Below are 15333 nucleotides of genomic sequence, written 5' to 3'. Positions count from 1 at the left end.
CTGACGGATGTTGACAAAAGAGACTTCCTCGTTCTACCAACACCACCGGCCAGTACATCAGGGCCCTCCAGGGCCGGCTCACAGCAAGAAGAGTCATCCATCACCAAGTTGCTTGCCACGGCCGGCTTGGGGCAGGTCGAAATATTGAAGGACGTCGATCTGCCGCTCAGCAGTATGCGGGCCGCACTAGTACTTGCCGGCCACCACCCAGTCACCAGGGACCCTTCGTACGTCGTGGTCGAACTCAAGGACTGGACCTCGGTCCAGCCGTTTGAGGACAGTTCCACGCTCTGCCAGGTCGACGGCGAAACCGACCCCACCCTCAACCCAGTTGAGGAAGTCCGGGCTTACAGCCACTATCTGGCCGCTTTCAACGGTACCCTCTTCGGCCACTCGGAACAGATCACTGGTGCAACGTTCCTTCCCGACGCGACCGAGTCCAGCGCCAGCGGTCTCTTTGGCACCGACCAGAGCAATCGCGCGATGGTCTTTACCGGCGACAACCAGGAACGGTTCATCGACTTCTTGCGTCACAGGTTCGCTCCGCTCTCCGGGGCGCACGCCGCCGCCACTCTACTTGCCGGAAAGCCCCGGCCTTCCACACAGCTCATGCACACAGCAGTGGACGAGGTACGCAAGGAAGAACAGTTCATTCTCCTCAACAGGCAGCGCCTGGCCTACGAACTGGTACTGAACGCTGTCCGAAAGACGGAAGGGACGGATCAGAAGGAGGTCGTGATCGTCACTGGCGGCCCGGGCTCCGGAAAAAGCGTGATCGCACTGTCTCTTCTGGGAGAACTGGACCGGCAAGGACACACGGTGGCCCATGCCACCGGCTCCCAGTCCTTCACGAAGACCATGCGTAAGGTCGTGGGAGCCGGCAGCCCGCGGGTACGAGGACTCTTCAAGTACTTCAACAGCTTCATGGCCTCGGAGCCGAACGAGCTCGACGTTCTCATCTGCGACGAGGCCCACCGACTCAGGGAGACCTCGGCGAACCGCTTCACCAGGGCTGTGCATCGCACCGGAAAGCCGCAGATCGAGGAATTGCTCGACGTTGCCCGAGTTCCTGTCTTCCTCCTGGACGAACATCAGGTGGTGCGCCCTGGTGAAACCGGAACGGTAGCGGACATCAAGGCAGCAGCCACCGCCAGGGGTCTGACGTCCCACGTGGTCTCACTCACCGATCAGTTCCGATGCGGAGGGAGCGAGGCCTACTTGCAGTGGGTCGTCCGGCTCCTCGAGCTCGCACCGGGCGGGCCCATTCCGTGGGAACCCGACGGCAAAATCACGCTTCGAGTGGCCGACAGCCCCGAGGAGCTTGAGTCCTGGCTCATCGCCCGACGGTTCGAGGAGTACAACGCCCGCATATCTGCTGGATACTGCTGGCCATGGACGAAAAAGGTTCCTCCAGGTCAGAATCTGCCGGAAGATGTCGTCATAGGCGGATGGAGTCGCCCCTGGAACGTATTCGGTGACAAGTCAGTCGCTGGCGCTCCGCCATCGGCCCTCTGGGCAACCGATCCTGCCGGTTTCGGGCAGGTGGGCTGCGTATACACGGCGCAGGGTTTCGAGTATGACTGGAGCGGCGTCATCCTCGGCCCCGACCTGGTCTGGCGCACCGACCGCTGGGTCACCAACCGCTCGGCGTCCAAGGATCCGGCGTTCAAGAAATCCACACCGGACCGAGATGTGGACCAACTCATCCGCAATACCTACAAAGTACTGCTCACTCGCGGCATGGTTGGAACGGTAATCTACTCCACAGACCCTGAAACCCGGGCTAAATTGCGAGAGCTCGTGAAACCCATGGATATTGCCCCGAAACCAGCATAGAGTCTTCGGCGCCTTCCATGGGGCAGTAGATGAAATGAGGTTACTTTTGGAGGGAAAACTGGTGCGCGATCGGATCCCTGACATCATTCGTGGAGCCGGCCTCCAACCGCGCACTCACACAGCGGACCCCGAGGAATATCGCGTTCGGCTACGACATAAACTCGAGGAAGAAGTCACCGAGTTCGTCAAGGCCGACGAGCACAACTCCGCAGAAGAGCTTGCCGACATTCTTGAGGTGGTGTATGCCCTCGCGGCAGAACTGGATCTGACGCCCGAGCAGTTGGAACAGCTCAGGAAGAAAAAGGCGGCCGAGCGAGGCGGCTTCACCAAGGGGATCGTCTGGGCCGGTAACGTTTAAGCGCCCTGCCAGGGACATCTCCAAAGCTGCAAGAGCGACGGTTCGCTCCTCTGTAAGGCTCAGCCAACCTCGAACATTGCCTCGGCCTCGGCAACCGAGCGCACCAGCATCTCCGGCGTCACGGGAAGGTTCCCCAGAATGTCGTCGACCCCCCGCAACCCCGCCCGCTCCAGCAACCGCTTCTCGTTCGTCACCCACTCCCCCCGTCCCGCCAGTACCGCGTGCCCGGCCTGCATGGCGGCCGTGGCGATGGCGCCCGCGGTCTCCGTGCGGCGGCCGTTCGGGGCGTGGTTGGCCTTGGCGTAGGCGAGAGTCATGAGGGCGGTGTCGTGCCAGCGGGCGTGGGCGGTGTGGCGGAGCTTCTCCGGGTAGGCCGCCGGTCGGGGCAGTGTGCCGTGGAGCACCTCGTTGATGGCCAGTTCGGCGACCAGCAGGTAGCTGGGGATTCCGGCGAGATGGAAGAGCAGCGGTTCGACGTGGAAGCGGCCCTCCTCCGCCTCCGCCAGCTCGTGTTCGACGACGTCGAGATCGCGGTAGTGGACGTCGACGCGGCGCCCGTCGACGGTCAGCCACGCGCCGCCGTTGAAGACGCCTCCTCCCCAGCCGCCGATCTCCGAGACCTCGCCCTCCCAGCCGACGGCGCGGAGGGCGGCGGGGGTGAAGTCGCCGCGGTAGTAGACGGCCAGGTCCCAGTCGCTGGTGGGCGTGTGCGTGCCCTGGGCTCGGGAGCCGCCGAGGGCCACCGCCCGGACCGCCGGGAGGGCGGCCAGGCGGTCGGTGACGGAGTCGAGAAATGCGCAGTCGTTCACAGGCGGTCACTCGCAGGGTTGTCGCTCACAGGGTTTTGTTGCTCACAGGGCTCTTGGCCACAGGAACAGGGCGTCATCCACGAGGCGGTCGTTCCAGGTCCAGGTCGCTCATCACAGGCGTCGCTCCCGGGCCGCGCTCCTGAAAGGCGCGTCAGGGTCGCCGCGGGGGCACTCCTATCGTCACGCCGCCCTCGACCGTGTGCGCCTGGACCACGGCGCTGTGCTGCACGTCGCCACTGATGGCGTTGTGGAGGGAGCCCGGGGCGGGGACCGCGGAGGGCGGGGTCAACTCGTCCAGCAGCGCGCGGAGTTCGGCGGCGGCCGCGGGATCGTCGCGCAGTGTGCGCCGGAGCCGGATGCGCCAGGACACCTGGACATCCGCCGCGGCCTCCTCGTCGTCGGCGTCCCGTGCGGCGACGAGATCGGCCCGGGATTCCTCCAACTCACCCACGACGGCCTCTTCGTCCCGCCCCCGTGAGAAGAGAACGACGACCCGATCCCGTACGTTCGCCCAACCGTCGGTCACCATCTGCTGCACGAGCGCCGTCGCCCCGGCCGCCGCCAGCGCCGCCAACTCCGCGTCCATCGGGCCCCCTTCGTCTCGGATACGGGAATCCACGGTAGCCGGAGCTACCGACAACGCCCCCGCACAGCAACCGAGGACTCCCCGGGGCGCGTTCGGGAAGGGGCGGGTGGGTCGCCCATCGGCGCGCCCGGTCCGGCCGGCCGATGGTGTGAGAGCCGGGGCGTACGTCGACTGCCGAGGCCCTGAGGCGGCGCGCATCCGGGGCCTCGTACGCCGTCCGGCCGTTTCCGCGTGCGTCAGTACCGGTCCGTCCTCCCCGTAGCGAGGTCGGGCGGGCACTCCGGTGGGAGTGATCCCCAACGCCCGTACCCGGCGGCCCGGCGGACGTATTGCGTACGGGGAGGGCGGCACGGGAGGCAGCGCCGCAGGGGCACCCGGAGGTACCCCCGCGGCACTGGCGTCGGTGTTCAGCCAGTGCCCGCCGCGGCCTTCCGCAGCTTCGCGAGCTCCCCGTACATCACGTCGCCAGGGCACTCCGTCGACAGCCAGTCGCGGTGGCCGCTGATCTCGTTGACGTCCTTCGTGGTGCCGTTGACCGGGTTGGTGTACGTGACCTTGGCCTCGGGGTCGACCCCGTGGAAGCGGGTCAGGGCACGGACCAGGCTGGTGAGGGACGCGCGGGCGGCGTCGGTCGGGCCCTGGTCCATCAGGTTGCCGAGGAGGGCGATGCCGAGGTTGCCCGAGTTGAAGCCGCCCACATGGAAGGCGGTCACGAGCTTGCCGTCGGCGTCGTGGGCCGCGACGCCGTCGTCACCCGAGTAACGGCCTTCGTAGACAGTGCCCTTGTCGTCGATGAGGAAGTGGTAGCCGATGTCGCCCCAGTCGTTCGTGATCGCGTGGAGCTGGTAGATCGCGCGCACCGTGGCGGCCGGGTCGGGGTCGTCGTTGGCGGTGGCGGTGTGGTGGACCGTGAGCGTCTGGAACGGGAAGTACGCCGTCGGCGTGTTCTCCGTACCGTCCGGCTTGAAGCGGAGCTTCTCGTCCGCGCCCCAGGCCGCCCGCGAGAGGTAGGCGACACCGCGCACCCGGGTCGTGTCCGCCGGAACGGCCACCTTGCGGCTCGGGCCCCGCGTCGTGTCGATGGCCATCGAACGCAGCCCGGTTGATCCGTCCGGTGCCTTCAGCTCGTAACCCGAGGCCTGATCGGCCGGGATGAGCAGCGCGCCGCCGTTGCTGTCCGAACAGCCGTTGCCGCTCAGGGACTTCCAGGCTCCCTTGCCGCCTTCGGCGTCGGTCAGCCGGATGCCGCCGCCGGTGGCCTCATGGGTGCCGGCCCAGCGCACGCCCACGTAACCGATGGGGAAGGCGGCCTCGACGGGCGCCTCGCCCGTGGCCTCCTTGGCGCGGGTCTTCGGGAAGGTCTCGGGGGTCGTGCCGGGCTCGGCGTCGGTGGTGTCCGAACCGACCGCGTCCGAGGTGGTGTTGGCCATCACCACGGGGGTGAGCGCGGCGCCCGCCGCGACCGCGCCCGCCGCACCGATCAGCCCGCGCCGCGTGACGCGGGACCGGGCACGGTGAGACGTGGAAGAAGAGGGAGGGGTGGGGGTGGTGGGGGGAACAGTCATGGGGCTTCCTTAGGTGTTCCTGGTCGTTCCTGACGGCGGCGGGGCCTACGGGGCCCACACTCCAGCCATGCTTGAAGACTCAACGGAGCATAGGGGTTCCGGTTACCGGCCCTGTCCGCACCGCTCGATAAAATCCCCGGATGCACTCCTCCCCCTCCTCCCCCGCACGTCTCGTCCATGAATTTCATCTGGCCTTCGGACTCGACACCCGCACGACACCCACGGAGGTCTCCCCTGAACTCGCCGCCCATCGCGGTGAGTTGCTGGCGGAGGAGGCCGCCGAGGTGGCGGAGGTCGCCGTCGCCGGGCCGCTCGACCGGCTGGCGCACGAACTCGCGGACGTCGTGTACGTCGCATACGGCACCGCGCTCGTGCACGGCATCGACCTCGACGCGGTGATCGCCGAGATCCACCGCGCCAACATGACGAAGCTGGGGCCCGACGGGCGGGTCAGCCGCCGGGCCGACGGCAAGGTCCTCAAGGGGGACCACTACCGGGCTCCGGACGTGTCGGACGTGCTGCGGAACCAGGGCTGGGAGCCTCAGTCCACCGTCTGATCTGGATCTTCTCCTGCGCAGACATGTGAAGGGTCGACTATCTGCGGCAGCGGATCCACGCCGTCATCGCCGAGGCGTACCCGAGGTCCCGGAGGAGTGCGAGCGGCAGGTGCGCGGCCGGCAACTCGGCCCGCCGGCCGGGGAGATCGCCGCGCACAGTGATTGACACGTACACGCAACGCTCGGGAAAACACCGCTCCCTACGGTCGGCGGGCGAGCGCCGATCACCGACCCTCGAGGAGCCGTGTCACCCGTGAAGATCGCCCACCGTACTGCCGCCCTGCTCTGTTCGTTCGCCGTCGCCGCGGGAGCCTCGCTGGCCGGCGCAAGCGCCCATGCCGAGGAGAAGAAGGGTCTGCCCGAAGTGGCGGTGATCGGTACGGGCGGGACCATCTCGGGGGTCAGTACGAACCGCGTCTCGTTCCAGGACTACCGGTCGGGGCAGCTCGCGATCTCCAAGATGGTGGACGAGCTGCGGCCGGAGGTGAACGGGCTGGCCGAGGTGACGACCGAGCAGTTCGGGAACAAGGGGTCGGGCGGATACTCCATCGCGGACTACCGCAAGCTCACGGCATCCGTGGACTCCGCGCTGAAGAAGAACGACGCCGTCGTGGTCACCACCGGTACGGACACGATGGAGGAGTTCGCGTACTGGCTCGACCTGACCGTGCGCAGCGACAAGCCGGTCGTTCTCACGGGGTCGATGCGACCGTGGACCGTCATCGGCACGGACGCGCCTGCCAACCTCTACAACGCCATCAAGCTCGCCGCGAGCCGCAAGACCAAGTGCTACGGGACCGTCGTCATGCTCAACGACGAGATCCAGGCGGCCCGGGAGGTCCGCAAGAGCAACGCACTGCGCATGGACACCTTCGAGAGCGGGCGTTCCGGGGTGCTCGGCGCCGTCGACCAGGACAACATCAGGCTCAACCGGGCACCTGCCCGCGTCCAGAAGTGCGGCAAGGCCGGCTGGCGTACGCCCTTCGACCTGGACCGGATCGTCGGCAGGGTGAGCGCCAAGGAGAGCAAGCCGCTGCCGAAGGTGGAGATCGCGTACTCGTACCAGGACGCGGGCGGTGAGGCGGTCAAGGCGTTCGCGGACGGCGGCGCCAAGGGTGTCGTGACGGCGGGCACGGGCGCAGGGGGCATATCGCCCGCGATGTCGACCGCACGGACGGACGCGGTGAAGAAGGGGGTGACGTTCGCGTCGACCACCCGTACCGGATCGGGCGCGGTGTACGACTCGACCGGCACCACCGGCGTCATCGGTGCCGAGGACCTGAGCCCGCAGAAGGCCCGGCTGTTGCTGCTCCTGTCGCTCGCGGCGACGAACGACGAGAAGCTGATACGGGAGTGGTTCGCGACACTGGGGACGGCCCAGTTCACCACCAGGTGACGGCCGAGCCGGCCACCAGGTGACGGCCGACGGCGGCCGACAACACCTCGCGGAGGATCGGCGGAGGATATTCGGATGCGGCCCCGCAAGCCGGGGCCGCATGATCGGCGGGTTGCCCTCAACAGCCACCGATTCCCTCGACATCCACCGGTCCGTCCGCGGGAGGCCACCCATGCTGAAGCGCGTCACCGTCCCCACCCTCTTCACGCCGCCCACCTACTCCCACGCCTCCGTCGTCGAGGCGGGCACGCGTCTGGCCTTCCTCGCCGGGTCCGTGCCTCTCAACGCCGACGGCGAACTCGTCGGCCCGGGCGATCCCGTACGGCAGGCCGAGCGGGTGATCGCGAACCTGGGCGAGCAACTCCGCGCGATCGGCAGCGACTTCGAGCATGTCGCGTACACCGACGTGTATGTCGTGAGCGGCGACCCCGCGGTGCTCTCCGAGGTGTGGGACGTCGTGGAAGCCTCCCGCCTCAGCGTCGGCCCGCACTCCTCCACCCTCCTCGGCGTCGCGTGCCTCGGCTACACGGGCCAGCTCGTGGAGATCACGGCGACGGCCGTGGTCCCTGACCCCGCCTCCGACCAGGCCTAGAGTCCCCTCATGCTGATCGAACACCGCGGGCAGCGCCCCGTCGTCCCGGCCTCCGCGTACGTCGCGCCGACCGCCGTCCTCTGTGGCGCGGTCACCCTCGGCGAACGGGCCCGTGTACTGCACGGCGCCGTGCTCACCGCGGAGGACGGGGAGGTGAGGACCGGCGAGAACGTCGTCGTCATGGAGAACGCCCTCGTACGGGGACGGCGACGTCACCCCGCGCTCATCGGAAACGCCGTACTCATCGGACCGCACGCCCACGTCAACGGCGCCCGGATCGAGGACGAGGTCTTCGTGGCCACCGGGGCCTCCGTCTTCCCCGGAGCCGTCGCGGGCGCCGGTTCGGAGCTGCGGATCAACAGCGTGCTGCAGGTCAACTCGATCCTGCCGCCCGGCTCGGTCGTACCCATCGGCTGGATCGCCGCCGGCGCCCCGGAAGCCCAGCTCTTCGCACCTGGCCGGCATGACGAACTGTGGGAGGTGCAAAGGGAGTTGGACTTCCCGGGCACGGTGTACGGCGTCCCTCGCGGCACCTCCATGCGGGACATCATGGCCCGGCAGGCGGACCACTTCGCCGCGCACCTCGACGACCGCGTCCTCGACGCCGACCACCCCTCGACCGACTGACGTCCCGGCCCGGACCAGCTCGCCCCACACCTGCCGGGCCCGTTCAACCGCGAGCGTTCCGGGCCAGCCCCAGCGCGTACGACGGCCACCACTGCCCGGCTGCAGGTCCGCCCCGGCAGGTGCCGTCGGACTCGCCCGGACGCTTGATCCACAGGTAGGCGTCGATCAGCGGAGAGCCCGTGGCGGTGGTCGGCGGTGTTCCCAGGGCCCTGCCCGGCGGATTGCACCAGGAATCGGTGCCGGTGTAGGGCCCGTTGCCGTTGCGGCTGGTGTCGATCACGAAGTGCTTGCCGCCGAGAGCCGCCGACAGCCGATTCCCGTACGCCGAACTGGCCGCGTCCGTCTGGAAGTTGGAGACGTTCAGCGCGAAGCCGTCGGCGCGTGCGATGCCCGACTGCGTGAGCGGCTCGACCAGTCGAGAAGTGTCCGGCAGCCAGGCGGAGTTGCCCGCGTCGAGGTAGACACGGGTACCGGGCTGCCGCTTGAGACGGTCCACGGCGTACGCCAGTAGCGCGTACCGTTCCTCGGCCACGACCGAGGCACAGCCCGCCACCGTCTGCGCCACGGCGTCCGGTTCGACGATCACGTACGCGTCCCGGTCGCCCAGCCCCGCAGCGAACTCGTCGACCCACTTCCGGTAGCCCGCGGCGTTCCAGGCCCCGCCTCCCGAGTACGAACCGCAGTCGCGGTGCGGGATGTAGTACGCGACGAGTACGGCCGTACGTCCCTGTCGTGCGGCCGCGGCGGTGCGGGCCCGTACCACCGCCCGGGATGCTGGGCCGTTGAGCCACTCGGCCTGGGGTCGGGTGGCGATCCGGTCCATGAGCAGGGCGTCTGCGGTCCGTCCCGTGAGGCGCCATTCGGCGGCCTGCAGGGCGGCGCGGGAGCGGGGATCCACCCAGAAGGACTCCACGGGACCGGGCCCCCTGATGTGGGACTCGCCCCGCCCGGCCGGACCGACACCAGGCAGCGCCCCGCGCGCACCGGAGGTCCCGGCACCGCACACGACCGCCGACCCGGCGACCGCCAGGGCGGCCAGCGCGACAGCGACCACCCGGCCCCGGAACCGGCCTCTGAACCAACCCCCGGCACAGCCCGGGACCCGGGACCCGGCACGGGCACGGGCGCACAACCGGACGCAAGCACGAGTTGCACAGGCACAGGCACCGACACCAGCGACCACGACCGACTCCGTTCCCACCGCCGGAGGCAACAGCGGCGACTGCTCCGCGGGGCACCGCCCACGCGCCGGCGCCGCTCCTCCGGAGTCTGCGGTCAGCCGCGCCCCGCCGCCTCGTTCGCCGCCTCGGGGGCGGAGAGAATCACTCCGACGGCGGTCCCCAAGTCCGCCGTTTCGGCAGGGGCTTGGCATAGCTCCCCGCCCGGCTCGTCGTCAGGCCCAGCGACACCAGCGACTCGGCGAGTTTCACCGCCGCGCCCACCCCGTCGACGACCGGCAGCCCCAGCTTGTCCCCCACCGCCCGCTGCAGCCCGGTCATCCCGGCGCACCCGAGCACCAGGACCTCGGCGCCCGCGTCCCGGGCCCGCTCGGCGGCGGCCACGAAAGCCGCTTCCGTGCGCTCCGGGTCGCCGAGGTCGAGGACACCGAGCCCCGTGCCCACGACGACGGCACAGTTCTGGGCCACTCCGGCCCCGTACAGACTGTCCTCGATCTGTCCGGCCGACCGCTCAAGCGTGGTGACGACGCCGTACCGCCGCCCGAGCAGGCACGCGAGATGGGCGGCGGCCTCGGTGATGTCGACGACGGGTACGTCCACGAGTTCCCGTACGCCCTCGCGCCCGTGTTCCCCGAAGCCGGCCATGACGACGGCGTCGTACGGGCCCTCGTACGTCCGCAGGGTGTCGATGACGGCGGCCGCCGAGAGATAGCTGTCGAGCCAGCCCTCGGCGGACTCGGGTCCCCAGGCGGGGGTGAGTCCGAGCACGGTGGTGCCCGGGCCTGCGGCGGCCCGGGCACCTCGCACGATCTCCTCGGTCATCCCCTGCGTGGTGTTGCAGTTGGTGACGACGATCCGCACGCTCAGCCCTCCACGGGATCCGAAGTCGGAGCCGGCGCCGGCTCGGTGACGGGGGCCGCGGCGCGCTCGGAGCGGCACAGGAGTGCGTACAGTCCGGCGGCCAGCGCCGTCCCGATGAACCACGAGTACGGGGCGACCTCGCTGAAGGTGGTCACGAGGGCGAGCACCGCCGAGACCGCCGCCGCGGGCAGGAACGCCCACAGGGCCTTGGGGTTGACGCCCTTGCGGTAGTAGTAGCGCGATCCGGGCTCGGCGTTGAAGAGCTCGTTGACGTCGATACGGCCGTGCTTGACCCAGAAGTAGTCGAGCATGATCACACCGAACAGCGGGCCGAGGAAGGCGCCGAGACCGCCCAGGAAGTACTGGACGACGGTGGGGTTGGAGAAGAGGTTCCACGGTGTCACCACCAGCGCGGCCACCGTGCTGATCAGGCCGCCGACCTTGAAGGTGATCTTCTGCGGCCAGACGTTGGCCAGGTCGTACGCGGGCGAGACGAAGTTGGCGACGATGTTGACGCCCATGGTGGCGATGGCGAAGGTCAGCGCGCCCAGCACCAGGACCCATGTGTTGCCGATCTCGGCGACGAGGTGGGCCGGGTCGGTGATGGCCTTGCCGAACACCTCCAGCGAGCCGGCCGTCACGATGACCGACACGATCACGAAGGCCGTCGAGTTGATGGGCAGGCCCCAGAAGTTGCCGCGCTTGACCGTCTTGTAGTTGGGCGCGAAGCGCGAGAAGTCGCAGAAGTTGAGCATCAGCGTGCCGTACGTGGCGAGGATCAGCCCGATCGCACCGAACCACTGGCGCCACTGTTCACCGACGGAGACCGGGTTCGGAGTCGTCGTGAGCGAGATGGTCCAGCCGGCCTTGGCGAGGATCCAGATCGCGAGGGCGATCATCACGAGCCAGATGGCCGGACCGCAGAAGTCCTGGAACTTCCGTACGGATTCCATGCCCTGGCTGATGATGAGCGCCTGGAGCAGCCACAGCGAGAGGAAGGACACCCAGCCGAGCGCGTCGAGGCCGAGGAACGAGCTGTGGGTCCAGGACTCCAGGCCGGGCCAGGCCGCGAGCAGCATGATGTTGACGGCGACGGAGGCCAGATAGGTCTGGATGCCGTACCACATGATGGCGATGACGGCCCTGATCAGGGCCGGGATGTTGGCGCCCCAGATACCGAAGCTGATGCGGCTGATCACGGGGAAGGGCACGCCGTGGCTCTGCCCGATCTTCCCCATCCAGTTCATGCCGACGTAGATGAGCACGAATCCGACGAGCAGCGACGTGAAGATCTGCCAGACGTTCATGCCGAGGACCAGCAGGCCCGCCGCGAACGTGTAGTTGCCGAGGTTGTGGACGTCCGACATCCACATGGCGAAGAGGTCGAAGACCTTCCAGTTGCGCTTGCCCGCGGGCGCGAGGTCTTCGTTGGTGAGCCGGGGGTCGGGGACGAACGCCGGCGTGCCGGTGGCTGTGGCTGGATCGGCGAGGGACACAAGGCCTCCATGAGCGAGGGGACGACGGGAGGGCTGCGGGTGTGTGGGGGTGTCGGCGGTGCGGAGGGGGACGGGGAGCGTGCGGGGCGTGGCGGGGGCTGAGGTCTGAGGCTCGGGGAGCAGCCGCTTGCAGTTTTGGTATACCAAACTGAGGTCATGGTCTCGCCGCCGACGACATCTCGCCATGTCCGTACGGTTACAGCTCGGTAAAACCGTCCCGGGTTCGGCGAGGATGGACCCATGACAACGGTGGAACCGCTCGGGGCGGTGCGCGAGCGGGTCCTCGGCTCGCTGCGGCAGGAGATCATCGCCGGGCGGCTGCTGCCCGGCGACCGGCTGGTCGAGCGTGAGCTGGCCGAGCGGTTCGGGGTCTCCCGCGTACCGGTCCGCGAGGCGATCCGGGCCCTGGTCGCCGAGGGCTTCGTCCTCTTCGAGACCCCGCGCCGCACGGTCGTACGCCGTCTGACCCCGACGGACGTCGCGGAACTCTTCGAACTGCGCGAGGCCCTGGAGGTCTACGCCACCGGGCTGGCCGCGCAGCGCGCCACCCGGGCCGATCTCGCCGAGCTGGAGGAACTCCTCGACCGTGCGGCGGCCGCGACCCGCGCGGACGACGCGGAGACGATCACCGACATCAACACCCGTTTCCACGACCGGATCCTGGCGATGGCCGGAAACAGCCTGCTGATCTCCGTCATGGAGCCGGTCGACGGCCGACTGCGCTGGCTCACCCGCCAGAACGAGGAGTGGCCCCAACTCCTCGCCGAACACCGCGAGTTGTACGCGGCCATCGCCTCCGGCGACCGTGAACGGGCCCGCGCCCACGCCCTGGCCCACGTACAGGCCAACTACCGCTCGACGGTGCGCCACCTCTTCGGCGACAGCGACAGCGACACCGACCCCGGCTCCGCCGCCCACGCCAACTCCGGCTCCGGCTCCGGCTCCGGCTCCGAGGGAGAAGCGTGACCGTCCGTACGGCTGTCGGTGCCGCGAGGACCCGTCCCTGCACGCTCGTCGTCTGCCGCGGCTGCTGCTGTGGCGACGCGCGCAAGTACCCGGACTACGACCACGAATGGCAGCTGGACCGGCTGCGCGCCGCGGCCGAGTCCTCCGGCGGCCGCCTCGCGGTCCGTACGACGGACTGCCTCGGCCCGTGCGATCAAGCCAACATCATCGTCGTACAGCCGTCGGGCGAGGGCCGCAGGCGAGGTGGCCGGCCCGTCTGGATCGGCTGGTCGATGGGCGACGACTGCACCGACGAGATACTCCGCTGGGCGCGGGCCGGCGGCCCCGGTATCGCTCCTCCTCCGGCCACCCTTGAGCTGCAGTTCGTGCAGTCGGCGGGCGAACGGGACCGGGCGCGACGCTGAGCGCTCCGCGGAAACGCGGTGCCTGTACTGCGGTGCGGGCCGTCCGCGGCTGTCGCGCGCGGTCCCAGCCCTCGTACGTCAGCCCTCGTCGGCCCTCGTCAGCCCTCGTCAGCCCTCGTCAGCCCTCGTACGTCCGGGTCGGCAGCTCCGCCGCCTTCGCCGCCGTACGCAGCACGTTTCGCAGCATCTCGGGGGTGAGCCGCCCCGTGAAGGTGTTGCGCTGGCTGACGTGGAAGCAGCCGAAGAGCTCCAGCGGCCGGTCCGGGCCGTCCAGCGCGACCCGTGCCCCGTGTGCGAAGGCCGGCCGGGGCCGGGGCACCGTCCACCCCGCCTCGGCGAACGCGGGCAGCGCGGCCTGCCAGCCGAAGGCGCCGAGCACGACGACCGCGCGGAGGGTGGGCCTGAGCAGCCGCAGCTCGCTCACCAGCCAGGGCCGGCAGGTGTCCCGCTCCTCCGGCGTCGGCTTGTTGGCGGGCGGCGCGCAGTGCACGGGCGAGGTGACGCGTACTCCGTGCAGGGTCAGCCCGTCGTCGATGCTCACGGACGTGGCCTGGGACGCCAGTCCCACATCGTGCAGCGCCGCGTACAGCACGTCCCCGGACCGGTCTCCCGTGAACATCCGCCCGGTACGGTTCCCGCCGTGTGCCGCGGGTGCGAGCCCGACCACCAGCAGTGAGGCGTCCGGCGGCCCGAAGCCCGGCACCGGGCGGCCCCAGTACGTCCAGTCCGCGAAGGCGGCCCGCTTCGTCCGGGCCACCTCCTCCCGCCAGTCGACCAGCCGCGGGCAGGCCCGGCACCCTGCGATCCGCTCGTCCAGCTCGGCCAGGCTGCGCTCCTGCTCCATGCCCCCACGGTATGCCCGGCGGAAAACGGTTCCGGCTGTCCGCCCGTCGAGGACTAAGGTCGGACCATGGCTTCAGGGACTCAGGGGAACGGCAAGGACGGGACCGGCACAGGCGGCTCCGACGCCGCCGTGGCCGACGCGAAGGAGGCCGCGAAAGCGGCCGCGCCCGCGAACGGTGAGACCGTGCGCGTCGACAGCTGGATCTGGTCCGTACGCCTCGTGAAGACCCGTTCGATGGGTGCCGCCGCCTGCCGCGGAGGCCATGTCCGGGTGAACGGCGAACGCGTCAAGCCCGCGCACACCGTCCGCGTCGGCGACGAGGTCCGGCTGCGGCACGACGGCCGGGAGCGGGTCGTCGTCGTGAAGCGCGTGATCCGCAAGCGGGTCGGGGCGCCGGTCGCCGCCGAGTGCCTTGTGGACAACAGTCCGCCGCCTCCGCCTCGCGAGGCCGTGGCCCCAGCGGGAATCCGCGATCGGGGTGCGGGGCGACCCACCAAGCGTGATCGGCGCGAGCTGGAGCGTTTGCGGGGGCTTGGGGCGCCTGATGGCGGCCCCGGGACGCCTGCGTCTTGACCCTGGCCGTGGGAGGGCGAGTGCGCTGGGACAGCTGGTACGCCGGGTGCGGGCCGTCCGTGGCTGGTCGCGCAGTTCCCCGCGCCCCCATGGGGGCGCTCAGGAGCGTCGGCCGATCAGCCTCGGCAGCTCCGCGGCATCCCTCCGCCGTGCCCAGGCTATGAGCGCCAGCGGAAGTATCAGGATGAGCGGGGTCGCCGCGTTCTCCCCTCCGAACACGGTGAGCTGCGTGATGAACGCGCCCACCATCAGCGCGCCCAGCGACACCGCCGCCACCGACGAGAGCACCGGGATCAACAGCGCGACGGCACCGGCCAGTTCGAGCACACCGATGCTGTACATCCCCGCGCTGCCCCAGCCCATCTCGTTGAACCCCTCGGCCGCCGAGGGGTGCGCGATCAGCTTGGGCAGCGCGCTCGCGAACGCGTAGAAGAGGGCGAGCAGCACCTGCAGTCCCCGTAGGGCGAGGCGGGCACGACGGCCACGAGCGGTCGCGGACTCGGCGATGACGGTACGGGTGCCGGTGCCGGTGCCGGTGCCGGAGGTGACGGGAGCGGTGGTCTCGTACATCGAGGTCTCCTGTGTGAAGCGGTGCGCGTTGCTGTCACAGAGGAAGACCGGACCGGTGTCCGAAACTCATCGCCGCACGAGGAATTCTTTGCCCCGCAAGGGGTGTTCGCCCTCT

General features: G+C 69.5%; 16 protein-coding genes and 1 pseudogene. 9 read left to right on the top strand and 8 right to left on the bottom strand.

The window, feature by feature from the left end:
• Window positions 1–63: 63 nt before the first annotated feature.
• Both OG718_RS39380 and OG718_RS39375 read left to right on the top strand, forming a co-directional pair.
• A pseudogene (locus OG718_RS39380) lies at window positions 64–1836 on the top strand (DNA/RNA helicase domain-containing protein); the annotation flags it as partial.
• 61 nt (window positions 1837–1897) lie between these two features.
• Window positions 1898–2194, top strand: a complete 297-nt coding sequence (locus OG718_RS39375) for a nucleoside triphosphate pyrophosphohydrolase (protein ID WP_328846438.1) — start codon at window positions 1898–1900, stop codon at window positions 2192–2194.
• Between the two features lie 59 nt (window positions 2195–2253).
• Here the strand turns inward: OG718_RS39375 and OG718_RS39370 are convergent, their stop codons facing one another.
• The 3 genes from OG718_RS39370 to OG718_RS39360 form a co-directional block, all read right to left on the bottom strand.
• A complete protein-coding gene (locus tag OG718_RS39370) occupies window positions 2254–3003 on the bottom strand; it encodes a nucleotidyltransferase domain-containing protein (protein WP_328846437.1) in 750 nt (249 codons plus the stop codon).
• A gap of 151 nt (window positions 3004–3154) precedes the next feature.
• On the bottom strand, window positions 3155–3589 hold the full coding sequence (locus OG718_RS39365; RefSeq protein ID WP_328846436.1) for a hypothetical protein: 435 nt from the start codon (window positions 3587–3589) through the stop codon (window positions 3155–3157).
• Between the two features lie 407 nt (window positions 3590–3996).
• Complete coding sequence (locus OG718_RS39360) at window positions 3997–5154, bottom strand: peptidoglycan recognition protein family protein (RefSeq protein WP_328846435.1); 1158 nt, start codon at window positions 5152–5154, stop codon at window positions 3997–3999.
• A 140-nt stretch (window positions 5155–5294) separates the two neighbouring features.
• On the opposite strand from OG718_RS39360, the gene OG718_RS39355 reads away from it, so the two are divergent.
• The 4 genes from OG718_RS39355 (at window position 5295) to OG718_RS39340 (ending at window position 8326) form a co-directional block, all read left to right on the top strand.
• Window positions 5295–5711: a MazG nucleotide pyrophosphohydrolase domain-containing protein gene (locus tag OG718_RS39355; protein ID WP_143637600.1), complete on the top strand. Its 417-nt coding sequence runs from the start codon at window positions 5295–5297 to the stop codon at window positions 5709–5711.
• Between the two features lie 253 nt (window positions 5712–5964).
• The gene (locus OG718_RS39350) at window positions 5965–7107 is read left to right on the top strand and encodes an asparaginase (protein WP_328846434.1); all 1143 of its coding nucleotides are present in this window, start codon (window positions 5965–5967) and stop codon (window positions 7105–7107) included.
• 172 nt (window positions 7108–7279) lie between these two features.
• The gene (locus tag OG718_RS39345) at window positions 7280–7699 is read left to right on the top strand and encodes a RidA family protein (protein ID WP_328846433.1); all 420 of its coding nucleotides are present in this window, start codon (window positions 7280–7282) and stop codon (window positions 7697–7699) included.
• 9 nt (window positions 7700–7708) lie between these two features.
• Window positions 7709–8326 carry a gamma carbonic anhydrase family protein gene (locus OG718_RS39340; protein ID WP_306940559.1) on the top strand — a complete coding sequence of 206 codons (618 nt, stop codon included), beginning with the start codon at window positions 7709–7711 and terminating at the stop codon, window positions 8324–8326.
• A 43-nt stretch (window positions 8327–8369) separates the two neighbouring features.
• Here OG718_RS39340 and OG718_RS39335 read toward each other — a convergent pair whose 3' ends face one another.
• From OG718_RS39335 to OG718_RS39325, 3 genes are all read right to left on the bottom strand, one after another.
• On the bottom strand, window positions 8370–9380 hold the full coding sequence (locus OG718_RS39335; RefSeq protein WP_328846432.1) for a glycoside hydrolase family 6 protein: 1011 nt from the start codon (window positions 9378–9380) through the stop codon (window positions 8370–8372).
• A gap of 268 nt (window positions 9381–9648) precedes the next feature.
• Window positions 9649–10365: an aspartate/glutamate racemase family protein gene (locus OG718_RS39330; protein WP_143637610.1), complete on the bottom strand. Its 717-nt coding sequence runs from the start codon at window positions 10363–10365 to the stop codon at window positions 9649–9651.
• Window positions 10366–10367: 2 nt separating this feature from the next.
• Window positions 10368–11861, bottom strand: a complete 1494-nt coding sequence (locus OG718_RS39325) for an NCS1 family nucleobase:cation symporter-1 (protein ID WP_328846431.1) — start codon at window positions 11859–11861, stop codon at window positions 10368–10370.
• Window positions 11862–12101: 240 nt separating this feature from the next.
• Here OG718_RS39325 and OG718_RS39320 point away from each other — a divergent pair, with 240 nt between their 5' ends.
• Complete coding sequence (locus OG718_RS39320) at window positions 12102–12827, top strand: GntR family transcriptional regulator (protein ID WP_328846430.1); 726 nt, start codon at window positions 12102–12104, stop codon at window positions 12825–12827.
• Window positions 12824–13231, top strand: coding sequence for a (2Fe-2S) ferredoxin domain-containing protein (locus OG718_RS39315; RefSeq protein WP_328846429.1), 408 nt, complete (start codon window positions 12824–12826; stop codon window positions 13229–13231). Before OG718_RS39320 ends, OG718_RS39315 begins: the two co-directional genes overlap by 4 nt.
• 118 nt (window positions 13232–13349) lie before the next feature.
• Here OG718_RS39315 and OG718_RS39310 read toward each other — a convergent pair whose 3' ends face one another.
• Entirely contained in the window at window positions 13350–14075 is a 726-nt protein-coding gene (locus tag OG718_RS39310; RefSeq protein ID WP_306940554.1) for a uracil-DNA glycosylase, read from the bottom strand.
• Between the two features lie 66 nt (window positions 14076–14141).
• Between OG718_RS39310 and OG718_RS39305 the strand changes: the two genes are divergently transcribed.
• Window positions 14142–14648 carry an RNA-binding S4 domain-containing protein gene (locus OG718_RS39305; RefSeq protein WP_143637618.1) on the top strand — a complete coding sequence of 169 codons (507 nt, stop codon included), beginning with the start codon at window positions 14142–14144 and terminating at the stop codon, window positions 14646–14648.
• 99 nt (window positions 14649–14747) lie between these two features.
• Here OG718_RS39305 and OG718_RS39300 read toward each other — a convergent pair whose 3' ends face one another.
• A complete protein-coding gene (locus tag OG718_RS39300) occupies window positions 14748–15218 on the bottom strand; it encodes a DoxX family protein (protein ID WP_328846428.1) in 471 nt (156 codons plus the stop codon).
• Between the last annotated feature and the right edge of the window lie 115 nt (window positions 15219–15333).

The organism is Streptomyces sp. NBC_00258, from assembly GCF_036182465.1.
In the GTDB taxonomy this organism is placed as follows: Bacteria; Actinomycetota; Actinomycetes; order Streptomycetales; family Streptomycetaceae; genus Streptomyces.
The sequence above is the reverse complement of the archived record's forward strand: the minus strand, read 5'-3'. Positions and strand labels throughout refer to the sequence as shown.

What these genes read in the sequence shown, in the direction of transcription:
- OG718_RS39365 (WP_328846436.1), bottom strand. Translation starts at nt 3,589, where the DNA reads ATGGACGCGGAGTTGGCGGCGCTGGCGGCGGCCGGGGCGACGGCGCTC.
- OG718_RS39360 (WP_328846435.1), bottom strand. Translation starts at nt 5,154, where the DNA reads ATGACTGTTCCCCCCACCACCCCCACCCCTCCCTCTTCTTCCACGTCT.
- OG718_RS39355 (WP_143637600.1), top strand. Translation starts at nt 5,295, where the DNA reads ATGCACTCCTCCCCCTCCTCCCCCGCACGTCTCGTCCATGAATTTCAT.
- OG718_RS39345 (WP_328846433.1), top strand. Translation starts at nt 7,280, where the DNA reads ATGCTGAAGCGCGTCACCGTCCCCACCCTCTTCACGCCGCCCACCTAC.
- OG718_RS39340 (WP_306940559.1), top strand. Translation starts at nt 7,709, where the DNA reads ATGCTGATCGAACACCGCGGGCAGCGCCCCGTCGTCCCGGCCTCCGCG.
- OG718_RS39320 (WP_328846430.1), top strand. Translation starts at nt 12,102, where the DNA reads ATGACAACGGTGGAACCGCTCGGGGCGGTGCGCGAGCGGGTCCTCGGC.
- OG718_RS39310 (WP_306940554.1), bottom strand. Translation starts at nt 14,075, where the DNA reads ATGGAGCAGGAGCGCAGCCTGGCCGAGCTGGACGAGCGGATCGCAGGG.
- OG718_RS39305 (WP_143637618.1), top strand. Translation starts at nt 14,142, where the DNA reads ATGGCTTCAGGGACTCAGGGGAACGGCAAGGACGGGACCGGCACAGGC.
- OG718_RS39300 (WP_328846428.1), bottom strand. Translation starts at nt 15,218, where the DNA reads ATGTACGAGACCACCGCTCCCGTCACCTCCGGCACCGGCACCGGCACC.